Origin of the sequence: Sulfitobacter sp. CW3, from assembly GCF_019392245.1 — a bacterium.
GTDB lineage: Bacteria > Pseudomonadota > Alphaproteobacteria > Rhodobacterales > Rhodobacteraceae > Sulfitobacter.
On the sequence record NZ_JAHXRL010000007.1, the window covers coordinates 48,581 to 65,082 of the forward strand.

Annotated in this window: 13 protein-coding genes; 10 read left to right on the plus strand and 3 right to left on the minus strand. The window is 56.1% G+C overall.

Annotated features, from left to right (window positions below):
* Positions 1-18: 18 nt before the first annotated feature.
* Positions 19-1,719 (minus strand): tannase/feruloyl esterase family alpha/beta hydrolase, encoded by a 1,701-nt coding sequence (locus KZZ06_RS15345; RefSeq protein WP_219581006.1) that lies wholly within the window; start codon positions 1,717-1,719, stop codon positions 19-21.
* A gap of 420 nt (positions 1,720-2,139) precedes the next feature.
* Here KZZ06_RS15345 and KZZ06_RS15350 point away from each other — a divergent pair, with 420 nt between their 5' ends.
* From KZZ06_RS15350 to KZZ06_RS15375, 6 genes are all read left to right on the plus strand, one after another.
* A complete protein-coding gene (locus tag KZZ06_RS15350; protein WP_219581007.1) occupies positions 2,140-3,147 on the plus strand; it encodes an ABC transporter permease in 1,008 nt (335 codons plus the stop codon).
* Positions 3,148-3,174: 27 nt separating this feature from the next.
* Entirely contained in the window at positions 3,175-4,140 is a 966-nt protein-coding gene (locus KZZ06_RS15355; RefSeq protein WP_219581008.1) for a sugar ABC transporter substrate-binding protein, read from the plus strand.
* Between the two features lie 7 nt (positions 4,141-4,147).
* Positions 4,148-6,328 carry an SMP-30/gluconolactonase/LRE family protein gene (locus KZZ06_RS15360; RefSeq protein ID WP_219581009.1) on the plus strand — a complete coding sequence of 727 codons (2,181 nt, stop codon included), beginning with the start codon at positions 4,148-4,150 and terminating at the stop codon, positions 6,326-6,328.
* Between the two features lie 38 nt (positions 6,329-6,366).
* Positions 6,367-7,362: a hypothetical protein gene (locus KZZ06_RS15365; protein ID WP_219581010.1), complete on the plus strand. Its 996-nt coding sequence runs from the start codon at positions 6,367-6,369 to the stop codon at positions 7,360-7,362.
* Positions 7,359-8,852, plus strand: a complete 1,494-nt coding sequence (locus KZZ06_RS15370) for a sugar ABC transporter ATP-binding protein (protein WP_219581011.1) — start codon at positions 7,359-7,361, stop codon at positions 8,850-8,852. The genes KZZ06_RS15365 and KZZ06_RS15370 overlap by 4 nt, the downstream gene beginning before the upstream one ends.
* Before the next feature lie 69 nt (positions 8,853-8,921).
* Positions 8,922-10,862, plus strand: coding sequence for a helix-turn-helix domain-containing protein (locus tag KZZ06_RS15375; RefSeq protein ID WP_219581012.1), 1,941 nt, complete (start codon positions 8,922-8,924; stop codon positions 10,860-10,862).
* Positions 10,863-11,251: 389 nt separating this feature from the next.
* Here KZZ06_RS15375 and KZZ06_RS15380 read toward each other — a convergent pair whose 3' ends face one another.
* Together KZZ06_RS15380 and KZZ06_RS15385 are read right to left on the minus strand one after the other, a co-directional pair.
* Entirely contained in the window at positions 11,252-11,758 is a 507-nt protein-coding gene (locus KZZ06_RS15380) for a ferritin-like domain-containing protein (RefSeq protein WP_219581140.1), read from the minus strand.
* 225 nt (positions 11,759-11,983) lie between these two features.
* On the minus strand, positions 11,984-12,586 hold the full coding sequence (locus tag KZZ06_RS15385; RefSeq protein WP_219581013.1) for a GntR family transcriptional regulator: 603 nt from the start codon (positions 12,584-12,586) through the stop codon (positions 11,984-11,986).
* A 208-nt stretch (positions 12,587-12,794) separates the two neighbouring features.
* Here KZZ06_RS15385 and KZZ06_RS15390 point away from each other — a divergent pair, with 208 nt between their 5' ends.
* The 4 genes from KZZ06_RS15390 to KZZ06_RS15405 are packed head-to-tail and all read left to right on the plus strand — an operon-like array spanning position 12,795 to position 16,482.
* Positions 12,795-14,219 (plus strand): M20 family metallopeptidase, encoded by a 1,425-nt coding sequence (locus tag KZZ06_RS15390; RefSeq protein WP_219581014.1) that lies wholly within the window; start codon positions 12,795-12,797, stop codon positions 14,217-14,219.
* A gap of 46 nt (positions 14,220-14,265) precedes the next feature.
* Positions 14,266-14,982: an ABC transporter permease gene (locus KZZ06_RS15395; protein ID WP_219581015.1), complete on the plus strand. Its 717-nt coding sequence runs from the start codon at positions 14,266-14,268 to the stop codon at positions 14,980-14,982.
* A 4-nt stretch (positions 14,983-14,986) separates the two neighbouring features.
* Positions 14,987-15,721, plus strand: coding sequence for an ABC transporter permease (locus KZZ06_RS15400; RefSeq protein ID WP_219581016.1), 735 nt, complete (start codon positions 14,987-14,989; stop codon positions 15,719-15,721).
* On the plus strand, positions 15,718-16,482 hold the full coding sequence (locus KZZ06_RS15405; RefSeq protein ID WP_219581017.1) for an ABC transporter ATP-binding protein: 765 nt from the start codon (positions 15,718-15,720) through the stop codon (positions 16,480-16,482). The genes KZZ06_RS15400 and KZZ06_RS15405 overlap by 4 nt, the downstream gene beginning before the upstream one ends.
* The last annotated feature ends 20 nt before the right edge of the window (positions 16,483-16,502 follow it).

The following is a 16,502-nucleotide window of genomic DNA, read 5'->3' on the forward strand; positions in this document are numbered from 1 at the left end:
CCCGTATTGCCTAACGGTTCAGTTGGCGCATACGAAATTTGCGGCATCATTGATGTCGCCGGTACCCACATAACGTGGCCAAGCAGGGTAGTCACACATCGGCCGCGTCCGGCCCGGCACACCGACTGTATCTGTTACGATCTGATTTTCCGGTGCTTCGTCTTTTTCAACCCAATTTTCCAGGGCTGAAAGAGAATCCCATGTTGCGTTGAAATCGGAACTGATGGCGTGCCCATAGCCCGGAACCTCGTAATACCGGGCGAACGCATCTACCTTTTCCGGCATCATTTCATATTGTAGCCGCAGGTAATATTGCTGTGTCGCCCGTGTGCTGACCAAAACGTCAGACAGCCCGTGCGCAAGCAATAGCTTACCGCCGTTTTCCGCAAAGGGGGCGAGGTCAACCCGCGTATCCAGCAGAGTGCTCAGCTCGCTAATCCGCATCGCCCAAGCGCCGGGGTTTTCGGGATCTAGGGTTAGGGAATCGAACTCGGGGTCGCGGGTCACCGAATATTTGATCCACTGATCTAGCAGCAAACTGATGTAGGGCGTTGATCGGGCGATCGGCTGCTTGGGCTGCGTGGTGCCTAAAGCGAGGAATGTGATGATCGGCTGCACTGCCGCTTCTCTCGATGTGATGCCCAGATCAGAGCCCCAGACGTTGTAGCCAGGATACTGGGTCTCTCCGCTGGCGAGCGGGAAATTGAACCGTGCCGATGTGTTCATGGTTTCCAGCGCGGTTACTTGAGCATCCGTCAGACACACCATGTTCGATGCCGCACCATCCGCACACAACACCGGTTTCCCCTCAAATTCAGCAGTGCGGGGATCAAACGTCGCGTTGCATAGGGTTTGATTACTAACCAGTCCGTCCTCTACCCCGTCAAGCCCGTCACAGGCGGCAAGCGCTGCGTCAAAGATCAGCTGACGTTCAGGTGTATCAAGATATGCGCCGGGTTCAGCGAGCGCACGACTGACCCGCTGACCAAAGAGCAGTGCAGCCACGTCGTTCCAGGCCGGGTACCAGGCCACAGCGCCATCCCAATCATCGGGCCAGCGGGTAATTGCCGCAAGAGCCTCGCGACCGCCCGTCGATCCGCCAGCAAAATAGGTTTTGTCGATTTTCTCGACGCCGTAGTGCCGCTGAATGAGAAAAACAGCTGCATCGCGGGTCTTTTTCAATGCGTCGCCGCCGAAGTTCCGTGCAGCTTCTTCGTTAAGCGCAAAGGAGCCGTCTTGCGAGCCAAGATCATTAGCCTGATGTCCCGAGTCGCTGCCAAAAACTGCATAGCCGCGTGCCAGTGGCAGCGGCTGATCAGCGGGTCCAGCAGGCAGGTTACCGGTTATATTGGGGGTCGTACCATTGAACCCGCCGCCACCAAGCATCAATGCCTTGGTATTCCAGCTGGCTGGCAGGGCAAGATTGAACCGGATGTCCGGCGCGTCGGGATCGTGCGGATGAATGTTGCCTCCAACAAGGCAGTGCATAGGAACCGATGCAAAGCCCTCTCCGCTTGCCGCGACCAGTTCGGCTGTTGACACCTCGCCACCCGAAGTCGCCAAGCCGATCGTCTCGGCGGGTATTGCAACACCCACCAGCCCTGCGCAGTTTTCTGCCAGCTCGGTTTCCACGGGCTGTTCCGTTTCAGCCGCATGCGCCAGACCGGCTCCAAATGCCAGAACCGTTGCAGCTGCCATTCCTCGTGTAAAAGTCATCATGTTCTCCCCCCATACTCATTCGCATCTTTTCAGATCGGTTCAGTCTAGGTTCGGGCAAACGTGACTCAATGTGCAAAAGGCACACAAGAATTGCCAAATTCAGTGTTCAGATCGCAGACCTAACCGGTTCCCCCGGTAGAAGCCGCGCAAGTTACGGCTTCGGTAAAGGACAGTGCCTTTGGCCCGCGCGTGCATTCATAACAAAGACTCGTCGCTGATCCTTTTCAGAAACGGGTCTTCGACACTTATGTGCGACTGCAATATAAAGTTGTTATGAATATGTAATACACCGATATATGCGGTTTCCCCGCTTTCGCTTAGCGTTGAGTTAACTCGCTGGAATAGCGGGATGGGGGGAATAATTTTGCATTACGTTAACGCGCTTGGGCGCTACTTCAAACATGCCGCAGGCGCAGTTTCGTGACCCTTATCACGGACGCTATTGGCAAAATGCTTGGCCAGCGCAACATTCTCGAAGTTGTGGTGCTGGGGGTTAATGTCGCGCTTATTATTGCCTTTGCTATTCTAGTCGACGGGTTTGCGACGCTTGGCAACCTGTCGGTGATCCTGTCCAACTCCACACCCTTGGCAATTCTCAGTTGCGGGATGGCGGTTGTCATCATCTCTCGGGGGCTCGACCTGTCGATCATCGCGGTCATGGTCGCGGGGGCGACGACCTATGCGTCAGGGATCGAAGCAGGGCTGCCCGGCGGTTTGGCGCTGCTGATAACGGCGGCGGCTATGATCACGGTCGGAATGGTCAACGCGTGGCTTATCGCCTTTGCGGAATTGCCAGCGATGCTGGCAACGCTGGCTTCGGCCATGGTGATCATGGGGCTGTTTCGCTTTGCGATCCTTCAGGGTGAATTCATGCTGTTGCTTCCCAAAAGCAATTCGGCCGTGCAAATCCTAACCACCGATATTCTTCCGGGCATATCGGTGCCGATCGTCGTCACGGCGGTGGTTCTGGTTGCGACCTGGGTACTGCTAAGCCGCACCATCGTCGGAGAGATCATTTACGCAATGGGCGACAATTTTGCCGCTGCACGCTTGTCCGGCCTGCCGGTGCGCCCGGTAACGGTGGTGATCTACGTCTGGGCCGCGCTTATGGCGATGTTGGCGGGTTTGCTCATTTCATCAGCCAGCGGGGCTGTCGATTTCCGGATGGTGACCAATGGGTCACTGCTGTTCGATGTGATCCTTGTGGTCGTGCTGGGAGGCATCCCGCTGCGCGGGGGGCGTGGTGGTCTACGCAATATCATCCTTGGTGTCGCGCTGATTGCCGTTCTGCGCAACGGCATGACCTTGATGAATGTCACGACGCAGACCCAGGACGTGATCAAGGGCATCGTGCTGCTGGTTGCCATTGCGACCGAGAATTTTCTGAACCCGCGTGACATCGAGACTGACACAGTGGGCGATCTATAAAAATTACCATCAGAGGAGGAGAAACAGATGAAGACGAGTATGAGAAAAATTGCCACGGGTCTGGCCACAGTGGCAGCGTTGATGACGGGTCAAACCGCAACGGCAGACAATAATATCGAAGGCAAGCGGGTGATCTTTGTGCCCATTACCATGGGTATTTCCCTGACCGAAGGATGGGCGCGACGGATGCGCGAGCATGCACAGGTTCATGGCTATACGATCGACGTGCGCGATGCTGCGTTCAACACGTCTATCATGTCCGAACTGCTGGCCAAGGCGATTGCCGACAAGCCGGACATGCTGGTTGTTCATAACCCAACTGTGCAGTTGCTCGCGCGCCAGATCCGGCAGGCGGAACAGCAGGGTATTCCGGTACTACAAATCAATCTGCAATCAAACCAATCCTCGACCGCGTTTGTCGGTGCCAATTGGGAACGCATCGGGCGTGAGATTGCAGAAGACATCGTCAAGGAATGTGGCGCAGGCAGTGGGAAGTCCGGCAAGGTTGCCGTGATCCCGGGCCAGTTAACCGCTGCGGATAGTGTCATCATGAACGAAGCCGCCTTTGCCGTCTTTGAAGCAGGCGGGATCGAGGTGGTATCAAACCAAGCATCCGACTGGGAACCCGAAAAAGCGCGTCAGATCACGTCGACTGTCTTGCAACAAAATCCCGATCTATGCGCGATCTTTGGGCATTGGGATGTTCACACAATGGGTGCAGGCAACGCTGTCAATGACGCGGGCAAGGCCGATGACGTTCTGGTTTATGCCACAGGCGGCGGCGATGCCGTGACCTGCAAAGCTATCGAAGACGGTATTCTGGATCGGGTATGGAGCTATGACGCGGACGGGCAAGGCCGTGATGCGGGAACGCTGATCGATCTGGTCTTGCAAGGTGCGCGCAATGAAAGCGGCATGATGATTGCTGAATCACCGCTCAAGGTCATTAAAGGCGGCGCCGATTATGACGCAGGCCTTTGCTGGAAGATGTGAGCCAAAGGTGACCCAACTCGTAAAACCTCAGCCGGACGGGGCAGTGCACCGTCCGGCCATCGTCGAGCACCTTGATTTCGCGGCATTGCCGCGTCAGCATGTGCCGCGCTTCGTGCTGTCGCCTCGGCGCATTTTTTCGGATGTTCTGTCACGTGGATGGATCGAAAGCGCGATTCCGTTTCTCGCTTTCCTTGTGGTGGTCATAACCATCCTTTCGACAACGGACGGTTTCTTTTCATCCGGGAACCTGCGGACCATGGCCCAATATGCACCCGATGCCGGGATCGTGGTTCTTGCATTGCTCATCGTCGTTGCGGCGGGCGGGATCGATCTGTCTATCGGTTCCAATTTCGCGATGACCGCCTTTGTCGCGCTGTTTGGATTTCACATTCTAGAGCTTTCTGTCTGGGCCGTGCTGCCAATGTCGGTAATGACAGGCGCGGTGATCGGTACAGTGAACGGGACGCTGGCCGGGCTGTTGGGTTGTGGTGCGCTGCTGACCACGCTGGGCACCATGATTACGATCCGCGGGCTTTATACATTGGCGTCGCAGTCGCAGCTGGTCGAAATTTCGGCAAGTGCCAGGATCGATGCGGCATGGGATTACATCGGGTTTGAACGGTTTGCGGGAATGCCCGTAGGGTTCTGGGCGCTTGTTGTCGTCAGTATCGCGGTCTTTTTCATGTACCGTCAAAGCCGCTTTGGCTGGCACCTGCTGGCCGTTGGTGGAAACCGAAAGGCCGCGCGCAATGGCGGCATTCAGGTCAAGCGGACGGTGTTTCTTGCTTATATTATGGCAGGTGCGCTGGTGGGGCTAGCCGGGTTTCTTTATGCTGCGCGGCAAAATAGCGTCGGCTCCGACACCGGTATCGGCATGGAGTTTTTTCTACTGACGGCGCTGGTCCTAGGCCTTGGGGGGTTTACGCCAGGGCGCGGTGCGGTGGTGTCGGTACTGATCGGCTTTGCCACCATCTATTTCCTTAACAATGCCATGATCAACGCAGGGTTTCGCGGTGACTTGGTTCAGTTCACCCAAGGGTTCATCATCTTGTCGATCCTCGCCATTGATGTGCGTTTCAAGAAAAACCTGCACCGTCTGGTCGCCTCGTCCTATCTGGATCCTGTCAAGCGCGTACCAGAGCCGGTACAGGGTGCCGAAGGCCTGATGCCGGACCAGATTGCGCCTAAACTTGCCGATGCTACGATCCTTGGCGCGGGCGAGATCGACGGCCCCGAAGACGTGATACTCGATGTGCAAGGCAATCTGTATTGCGGGACACGCGACGGACGGATCGTGCGGTTCGACGCCCCCGACCATCTGCATGCCCGAACATTGGCGAAAATCGGCGGTCGCCCGCTAGGGCTGGCGTTTGATCAAGAGGGTCGGATCGTGACCTGCGTTGCCGGCATGGGCCTTGTCCGAGTTTCCATGGACGGAACCCACGAATTGCTAAGCGATCAAACCGGACGCAGCCTGATTTCGGTGCAGGATGACACGACAATCCGTATGGCTGACGATCTGGATATTGCCCCCGACGGGATGATTTATTTTACCGACGCGACCAAACGTTACGATATGGAAAACTGGGCTATGGATTTGCTCGAAGGTCGCCCGAACGGGCGCCTGCTGTCATACGATCCGCGCAGTGGTCGGACCCGGACTGTCTGTGACAATCTTGTGTTCCCCAACGGCGTATGCCTTGCCCATGACCGGCGCCATTTGCTTGTGGCCTCGACATGGGAATGTTCCATCCTAGCCTTTGATCTGCAAGACCTTGCCGCTGGTCCGCGTGTATTGGTCAGCGGGTTGCCGGGTTATCCCGATAACATCAACCGCGCATCAGACGGCGGGTATTGGCTGGCGCTGGCAGGGATGCGCAATCCGGTCATTGATCTGGCAATGAAGCACCCAAACGTTCGGCGCCGGATGACCCGCCGGGTGCCACCAACAAACTGGCTGTTCGGAAACCTCAATATCGGTGGGGTACTGAAACTGGACAGCGCAGGCAGTATCGTGGACGCGTTTTGGGATCGTCCTGACGGGCCGCTGTACATGATCACGTCGATGCGCGAGCACAAAGGCGCGCTGTATCTGGGCGGGGTGACAAACAACAAGATCGGTCGTCTGGATCTACCCGATGTGGACAATGGTTGGACTGGGCCTGACAGCTATTGGGGGCAAAAGTGATGAACTTGTTTCGCCGCGCCGCAAAGAACCCTCCGACCATGACACTGGAAGGGGTGTTGGGCCCAAATACCCTGCTCGAAGACGCCGAAGGTAGGCCAGCACCCGGCGCATGTGCCATTGCTATTGCGTCGGATGGGGCGCTTTTGGTTGCACAGGGGCGTGATCTTAGGCGTATTGCAGACTGGCAGGCCGAAGGCGAAGTGATCCACCGTGCCGCTGCCCCAATCCGAACGCTTTGCACGTCGCCTGACGGAAAGATAGCAATCGTGTGCAGTGGCGGCGCGCTTGTTGTCCTCGCGCCAAACTTTGATGTCGTAGCAAGCTGGCCCGATGAAACCGGTGTTGCGGCGGCGACGGACGCGATGTTCAAATCCGAGAGCGAGCTTTTGATACTCGACGGCGGGGGCCATCCAGATGACGACAGTTTGGCCCGGGCCGCGTGGGACGATACGATGCAAGGTTCACTTGTAAGCCTGACCAGCAACGGGTCACGCGACGTGCTGGTCGACGGCTTGCACGCACCTGCGGGGTTATGTGCAGGTAAGGGTGGCTTGTTGATCACCCAGATGGAGCGTGCGTGCATCACGGATGCGACTGGCCACATACTTCGTTTGGGCCTGCCCGGCTACTTGGGGCGTCTGCGGCCCACCCCGAGGGGATATCTGTTGTCCTGCCTTGCGCGGCGTGATCCGCTGATCGAATTTCTCAAGACAGAGCGCGCCTTTGTGGACGAGATGAAGTCCACCATCGCGCCTGCGCACTGGATCGCCCCGCGTTCTGACCCCGGCTTCAGCCATGATTTCCCAATCGAAATGGGGGCTACCCGCTTGTTTGGCGAAGTTAAGGCCTGGGCACCTTCGTTTTCATACGGGCTGGTAATCGAACTGGATGAACAACTACGCCCTATCGGTTCTGCCCATTCCCGTGCCAATGGCGCGCGGCATGCAATTGCCGAGGCAATAATGTGGCAAGGGGCGATGATCGCAGTGTGCCTTGGCACGGGCGAATTGCTGCGGATGGAGGTACAGGAATGAGTGGACAGGCAATCGTCAAAGTCAAAGGGGCTGCCAAGATTTATGGCGGGATTGCTGCTTTGGAAGGTGCAGACTTTGACCTGTACGCGGGGGAAATTCACGCCCTTGCTGGGGAAAACGGAGCTGGAAAATCGACCCTGTGCAAGTTGATTGCGGGTGTGACTCGGCCAACAAGCGGCACTATCCAGATTGACGGAGAGGACGTAAAATTCGCCAACCCAAAAGATGCCACCGCACGAGGGATCGCTATGGTCTATCAAGAGACCAGCCTCGTGCCGCAGCTGACCGTCGCCCAGAATATGGTCTTGGGGCGTGAGCGGCCGTTCAATTCGGTGCGGCAGGTTCGAAACGCAGCACGGCAGGTGTTGCAGAGCTTGAATTTCAAGGTCGACCCGTCCCAACTGGCTGGAACTTTGTCTACTGCCAAGCGGCAGATGGTTGAAATCGCACGTGCTGTCCTGAACGAGGCGCGGGTGGTCATATTGGACGAACCAACTGCCGCCCTTACGCCAGAAGAGACGGATCATCTCTTTGATCTGATGCGGTCCCTGCAGAAACGTGGCGTGGCAATGATCTTTATCAGTCACGCGCTTGAAGAGGCGTTGAACCACGCCGATCGCATTACGGTGCTACGCAATGGCAGGCTGGTTACGACGGGCGACGCGGCCGATTTTGACCGTGCGAAATTGATCCGGCACATGATCGGTGATGATCTAGAGGAAACCGGAAATACAACAATCCACAGACCTTCGGGCCCTACCCCCCCGGTGTTGCAGGTCGAAAACCTGAGCATGGGAAGCATGCTGAACAATATGTCGTTTTCCGTTTTTCCGGGTCAGATTACGGGCATCGCGGGACTAATCGGATCAGGCCGCACCGAAGCCGCCAAAGTGATCGTAGGCCATACCAAACGCAATATCGGTGGTGGGCGCATCTGGCTGGACGGTCAGGAAATTCGCTATTCCGTACCATCCCAAGCCATCGCGGATGGCATCGCTTACATAAGCGAGGATCGTAAACAGGAAGGTTTCTTTGACACGATGAGCACCGCGCGAAACATCGGGTTAGGATGGCTGGCCAAGTTCCGAGGCCGCCGGATCCTGCTCCCGCGCAGTCAATTGCGCAAGGCAGCAGATGAATGGCGCTCCCGGCTGGATATTCAGGGCGACGACGGCGACAAATCGGTCATATATTTGTCTGGTGGTAATCAGCAAAAAGTTGTGATCGCCAAGTCGCTTGTGCAAAATCCGCGGCTGGTCATCTTTGACGAACCGACCCGTGGTGTGGATATCGGTGCAATTGCCGAAATTCGCCGCATTGTCCGAAGTTTTGCTGATAGTGGCGCTGGCGTGATATTGATCTCATCCTATTTGCCGGAAATTCTAGATTTGTCAGACCGAATTCTTGTGGCCAAGAGTGGCACAATCGTTGCTGATTTCCCGCGCGAGGAGGCGACAGCAACCCGCATCCTTCACGCTGCGATTCACTAGGCGCTCCCGCGCTTGCACGCGCGCCATATCCCTGTGATCTTGCCAGCGGACCTTGGGGAGGGGTCCGCGATGACAAACGATATGATTTCTTCTTTGACAGAAGTGTTCGAAACGCTCGCTGCCGGTGCCAACCGGGCCGAGTTCGAAGAGGCGCTCGATAGTTTGCGGGTGGTATCGGCTGAATCTGGCAGCCACGAAAGTTTCGACCGTATCACCCTTGCGATGACCAAGATACGAACCGAGTTGCGGGACCGGGCCGTGGTCGAACATGGTCTGAACATGTTGATCGAAACCAGCCACGACCTAAGCGGCACGCTAAGCGCGGACGACCTGATGCGCCTGATCGTACGTCGGACCCGCGCGCTTGTTGGCGCGGATCTTGCTTGGGTTACCGTGCAGGAACCGGAAACCAGTGAATTTCGCAACGTCCACATCGAAGGGCACGTATCGCCGGGCTCGCGGGTCATGCGGTGTGACGTCGAACACGGACTTGTCGGCGCTATTTTGCGATCAAAAAGCTATTTTCACACCACCGATTATCTGAATGACGACAGTTTTTGCCATTTGGCGGAACTCGACATGATGTTTAAGAAAGAAGGGATTGTTTCCCTCACTGGGTTTCCATTGCTTGTCGGGGACGAAGTTGTCGGGTTCCTTTTTGCCGCCTACCGCTATCGACACGACGTTGGGGGGCGAGAGTTGTCGATTCTTGGTTCACTCGCACTGCATGCGGCTGTTGCGTTGCGCAACGCCGCCGCTTTCAAGGTGCAAGCCGAAGCGTTGAGCGAAGCCGAAGCAAGCCGTACCGCCTTGCTGGATTATATCGGACGGGTAGAAGCATCAGCCGAAACCCATGACGAAATGGCATCGCTGTTGGCCTCGGGCGCTGACCTGCGGCAATACCTTCAGCGTATGGCAACCCAGGTGGACGGTGCGATTTTTCTATATGACCACACCCTACGGGTTCAGGAGGAATTCGTCTCGACCCAATATGTGGGGGAACTGGCGGACCGCATCCGGGCAGACCGTCGCCGGATTGCAGGACTTGCGCCGGTCAGCACACGATCGGTCCAGACGGGGCGCGCGCAAATGCTGACCGACACCGGTACAGAAGAATGCCGCGCTATCGTCCTGCATGGGGGTGCCCGACAATGGGAAATGCTGGTCATTTGCAGTCCGGGCAAGTTGGATGAAATCGAGGTGCGAAATCTGGAACGCTCTGCGGTGGCACTGGCAATTGCCAAACTCTGGGCGGAAAAGAGAGAAGCCGAGCAGATTATTGCAACGTCCACTTTGATCCGGCACCTTACCCACGTGTCCCCACCTGACGAGGCGAGCCTCAAGGCGCTGCGTGATCGGCTGGGCATTGGATCAGGCGATACGGTCAGGCTGGCATTGATCCGTTTCTGGGGGCTGGATCAAACAGAACAGCAACGGGTTGTGCGCGACTGCGCGGCGCGGCACGAAGTATTGGTAGATCAATTGGGCGGCGAATTTTTGGCGATTGCCAAAGCGGAAACGCTTGGTGCCTTTCTGTCGGCGCTAAACCGGCAGCGCGAAGAATGGCACGTCGGCGGCGTGCAATCCGCCCCGCTGAGCAACCTTGCCGGTGTGCCCAGCCTTTACGCCAGCCTGCGCGAGTGTACAGCCATTCTGCACGCCATGCGACCGTTGCATCGGTTCCTTGACCATGACGAAGTCAGCCTGTTTGCCCGCATTTTCGAAGGCAGGAACGCAGAAGACCTGTCGCGCCATGTCGTCGCGCTTTTACAGCCCATTCAGGACCACGGCCCCAAGCAAGGCAACCAACTGAAACAGACCATGCGCAGCTACTTTGAAAATCAGTTCAACGCGCGCCGAACAGCTGATTCCTTGGGAATTCATATCAACACGGTGCGACAACGTTTGCAGACCCTGCGCGACTTGACTGGCGGTTGGGATGACCCGTTTCGTGCATTGGAATTTCAGGTTGCTTTGCGGTTGGACGACATTTTGGCCAACAAAGAGTAGTACCCGCGGCTTTTCTTGCATGTCGGCTCCAACGGGTGGGCACCGCGATCAGAGGCTTTTAGACAGGTACGGAATTTCGGGGCACTTCATGTAAATTCCCTGATTCAGGATGGGGCATCTATTCATGACGAACCAAGTAGCGATTTCATTCGGTACGCAAGTTTGGTTGGTTCTAAAATGTCGCGCGGCAACAGAAATGGCACATTCAGTCGAGAGATCACGAACGTCGAAGTATTACTGCGCGTAACGGCAATATCGACGCGCAACCGTGGGGTTATGTCATGCCATCGAAAACCCAGTATATGATCCGGCCGCAGCTAATCACCTGAACCTGCTCAGATCTGATTGACGGGCAGGGGCTTACGCACCCCCGCCCGCCTAATTCAGCCTCAGGCGTTTTCTGGCGCTTTTGCGGCGGCATTCACGGTTATATCAGCGAGCTTGGTCAGATCTTCGTCAGTCTTCCACTCTTGCTGCAACGTTTCATTCAACAGCTTGGCCGCGTCCTTCATGCCCAACTCTTTTGCCCAGCGGTGCAGCGTTCCATAGCGGGTGATTTCATAGTGCTCGACAGCTTGAGCAGAGGAGATCAAGCCAGCATCAAGAGCGGGAGAGCCCTTGAATTCGTCCATGATTTCTTCTGCTTCGGCGATGATGCCTTCAATGGCATCGCAGGTCTTACCCCGGGCCGACTTGCCCAAAGTTTCAAACACTTTTTGCAGCCGTTCGATCTGCTCTTCTGTTTCGCTGTGGTGCTTCTCAAAGGCTTGCGCCAGTTTTTCATCCGTTGCGGCACGTTTCATCTTAGGCAATGCCTTAAGAATCTTGCGCTCGGCGTAATAGATATCTTTCAGGGTATCTAGAAAAAGGTCTTCAAGCGTTTTCGTTTTGGCCATCGTTACGTCCTCTTTACTGATAAGAATAATTAGGGTCACGATACTGCTGTATCTCTATGGTTGAACGTTGGATTTCAAAAACCGTTCCCGCTTATTCTTGTGTTTTTCACAAGCTAGGCGGCTTTCCGCATGATCCTGTCTTACCTAGGCTTCACAAGTTAACTATAATAACTTGGCAATACCTATCAGATGGATCGTGCTGGCAAATGTTTGGTGCCCGCAACCCTATTGCAGAATATGCCGCCGTATCAGTTTAGCCAGTTCGGCGCTGTCTTTGACACGCAGGGCATCAACCATTTTGATGTGCTCAGCTGCTGAACGCTCAATTCTTGCACGGTTCAGCCATTGCGAGGCAGGGGCAGGGGAAGTGCGCAGGCGTAGATCGTCCACCAGATTCACCATCGGTTCATTGCCCGAACAGCGCAACAGGGTCCGGTGGAACGCCAAGTTGGTTTCATACAATTGATCGAATGGGCCGCTTTGAACAATCTGGGAAAATTGTTCCGCCAGCCTTTGTAGTTCAGTGATCTGCTCGGCGCTGGCCCCAAGACACAGCGCCTCGGAAAATCCCGTTTCGATGGCTACGCGGATCGCCAGCACCTGTTTGGTGTCATCATCGTCCGTCGGGTGGACCGAATAACCGCGGTTCTTTTCGTAGCGGATCAATCTGCGCCCCGCGAGCGTTTCAAGCGCCTTGCGCACGGGGGCGCGGCCAACGCCATAGCGCGCTTGCAGATCGACTTGTTTCAACCACGATCCCGCTGTGAACTGACCCGATCGCAAATCTTGAGCGAGTCTGTCTGCTATGATTTCTGCGTCATCTGACATGGCGGGCCTTTGTGGTTTTCTTCTATTTACCCTAATTCGGCGGTTAAAGGAATCCACAGTTAGGTCCAAGGGGCTGCGTATTTTTTGCGCAAATCCATACGGCTCAGCCATGTTTTTGCAATCTCAGGTAAGAAAGGTGTTGCATTAAGTTTATAATTGGTACCAATTTTGTATCCAATATGTAAATGCACCGAGAGACCCAAACTCCATGAGAGACAACAACTCTGACCCGATCTGGAAACACGTTGATGACCGCCGTGCTAATTTTATGGCATTAGCCGACAGAATTTGGGGGATGCCAGAGACAAATTTTGCCGAACACAAGTCCAACGCCGAACATGTCGCTGCGCTTGAGGCCGAGGGTTTTCGCGTTACCCGCAATGTCGCTAATCTGCCAACAGCGGTGATGGGCGAGGCGGGCGAGGGCGGACCCGTTATCGCCATTCTGGGCGAATATGATGCCTTGCCTGGGTTAAGTCAAAAGGCGGGAGTCGCTGAGAAACAGCCAGAAACCGAAGGCGGTGCAGGGCATGGATGTGGTCATAACGTGCTTGGTGCCGGTTCGATGCTGGCCGCGGCGGCGTTGAAATCGTGGCTCGAAGAAACTGGCCAACATGGCCGTGTGCGGTATTATGGATGCCCTGCAGAAGAGGGCGGATCGGCCAAAGGCTTCATGGTTCGTGAGGGATTGTTTGACGATGTGGACATCGCCATCTGCTGGCACCCGGCCCCATTGGCGGCGGTGAACACGCCGATCTCATTGGCCTGCAACGAAATCCTGTTTGAATTCGAGGGCAAGTCTGCCCACGCGGCAGCGGCCCCTGAACTCGGCAGATCGGCGTTGGATGCTGTTGAATTGATGAATGTCGGGGTGAATTACCTGCGCGAACATATGCCCGACTCTGCGCGCATTCATTATGCGGTCATCAACACGGGCGGTTCTGCGCCAAACGTCGTGCAGGCCTATGCGTCGGTCCGGTATTTGGTCCGTGCACGCGAGTTGGACGAATTGATCCCTTTGGTGGAACGGGTGCGCAAGGTTGCCCAAGGATCCGCACTGATGACAGGAACCAAGGTGCGGGATCGGGTGTTGTCAGGCGATGCCAATCTGATCGGCAACGCGCCGTTAGAAGAATTAATGCATACCCAATTGGAGCGCCTTGGCCCGCCGGAATTTGACGCCGAAGACCACAGGTTTGCCCGAGACATTCGCAGCACCCTGTCAGCGGAGGAAATTCGCGCGGCGTTCACCCGTTTTGGGGTCACGCCGCAGATGGATTTGGCATTGTGCGATTTTGTGGTGCCGCTGACCCAAGGGCGCGGCAGTGGAGTTGGATCAACCGATGTCGGCACCGTCAGCTGGGTCGTGCCAACGGTGCAGGTGCGCGGCGCGACCTATGCGATTGGCACGCCGGGACACAGTTGGCAGCTAGTGGCGCAGGGCAAATCCGGCATTGCCCACAAGGGCATGACCCATGCCGCCAAGGTGATGGCCGCGACGGCCAAAGCGTTGTTTGAAGATCCCGCGCAATTGGCTGCCGCAAAGGCCGATTTTCTAAAGCGCCGCGAGGGTCGGCCATTTGTGAACCCGCTGCCAGATGATGTGAGCCCTGATTTTCCGGTGACGGAATGACGGATTTTCCAGGTCAGGACAGACCACAGGCGTGCGGAAGATAATCATGGATACTCCTGGATTTTTTGAACTAATGAGCTTTGGCCCTGAGGGCTGGGCCCCGGCGCTATTACGTGCGGCGATGATGACGCTGGCAATTGCAGCGACGGGTTATGTGATTGGCAGCACGCTGGGGGCATTTCTCGCGTGGGGCAAGGTATCTGGCGGGCGGGTGATCCGTGGCTTTGCCGAAACCTACACCACAGTGTTACGCGGTATTCCCGACCTTTTGGTGATCTATCTGTTCTATTTTGGCGGGTCTTTGTTGTTGACCAAAATCATGCGTGGATTGGGCGGTGAGGGATTTTTTGACTTACCCGGATTTGCTGCAGGATCGATTGCCATTGGTGTCGTTTCCGCGGCCCAGCACACCGAAGTGTTTCGCGGGGCCTATCGTGCAGTCACACCCGGTGAAATCGAAGCGGCCGTGGCGATGGGCATGGCCCGCCCGACATTATTTCGCCGGATCATCTTGCCACTGACGGCGCGTCATGCGCTGCCCGGCATGGGGAATGTCTGGCAGATCACCCTAAAGGAAAGCGCGCTGGTGTCGGTGACAGGCGTGGTCGAATTGGTTCGGCAGGCGCAAATCGGGGCGGGATCAACCCGCCAGCCTTTCTATTTCTTCTTTGCCTCGGCGGTGCTTTTCCTTGTGATTACATGGATTTCCGGTCTGGTCCTGAACCGTGCCGAGCGGCATTTCAGCCGCGGACTGGAAAGGTAGCCCCATGGATTTCCAATTTTTCGGTGAAACGATACTGATTTTGTCGGCCGGAATTCCGCTTACACTGACGCTCGCCTCTTTGTCTGTGTTTATCGGGATATTCATTGCCATCGGCATCGCCTCTGCGCGGTTGTGGGGGCCGGTTTGGATGCAGAAAATCGCACGCTTTTACTTGTTTGTGTTTCGCGGCACGCCGTTGCTGGTGCAGATTTTCATCATCTATTACGGGCTGGGCCAGTTTGAAGCCATTAGGGACAGCGCCGCGTGGATTGTTCTGCGCGAACCGTTCTGGTGTGCGGTTCTGGCGCTAGCCCTGAATACAGGTGCCTATGGATCAGAAATTGTTCGCGGCGGATTGTTGTCTGTGCCGCAAGGTCAGATCGAAGCGGCGCGGGCCTGCGGTATGTCACCGCGCCTTGGGTTTATGCGGATCATTTTGCCCCAAGCGGTGCGCCAAGCCCTGCCTGCTTATGGCAATGAATTAATCCTCTTGTGCAAGGCAACATCGCTGGCTTCGATCATCACTTTGATGGAAATTACTGGCCTCGCGGCCAAGCTGATTTCTGAAACCTATCGTGTGATCGAAGTGTTTGCCGCCGCGGGCCTTATCTATCTCGCCATCAATTTCATACTGACCCGTATCGTCTCTTTTACAGACTACCGCCTGACCGCCCACTTACGGCCAGCCAGTGAAGTATTACTCGAAATCGACGAAAACCTGACCGGAGCCAACCCATGACCAAACCTGCAATCCGCCTGCGCGGCCTGCGCAAATCCTTTGGGTTAAACGAAGTTCTGAGCGGTATTGATCTTGATGCAAACGAGGGGGAGGTCGTGTCGATTCTCGGGTCGTCGGGATCAGGCAAATCCACGATGTTGCGCTGTATTAATCTGCTGGAAACGCCGTCAGCGGGCGAGGTCTGGATCGGTGACGAGATGATCGAACTGACTACAGATAAGGCAGGGCGGTCGAAACCTACCGATGCAGGCAAGGTCCAGAAGATCCGCGAACGGGTAGGGATGGTATTTCAATCCTTTAACTTGTGGTCCCATAAAACTGTGCTGGAAAACGTGATGGAAGCGCCGATTCATGTCCTTGGCCGACCCAAGGCCGAGGTCCGTGAAGAAGCCTTGGCATTGCTGGACAAAGTCGGCATCGCCGCAAAGCGCGACGCCTATCCTGCGCATCTGTCGGGCGGGCAACAACAACGTGCTGCCATCGCCCGTTCATTGGCCATGCATCCCGATGTATTGCTGTTTGATGAACCGACATCCGCACTTGATCCTGAACTGGTCGGCGAGGTGCTGCGCGTAATGCGCAGTCTGGCCGACGAAGGCCGCACGATGTTGGTGGTGACACATGAAATGGGCTTTGCACGGGATGTGTCGACCCGCGTCGTGTTTCTTCATCAAGGCCAGATTGATTGCCAAGGAGCGCCAGACGATTTGTTTACGGGCGGCGGATCAGAGCGGTTTCAACGCTTTGCCGCGCCCTCATAACCTATTCCATATCCAACCAA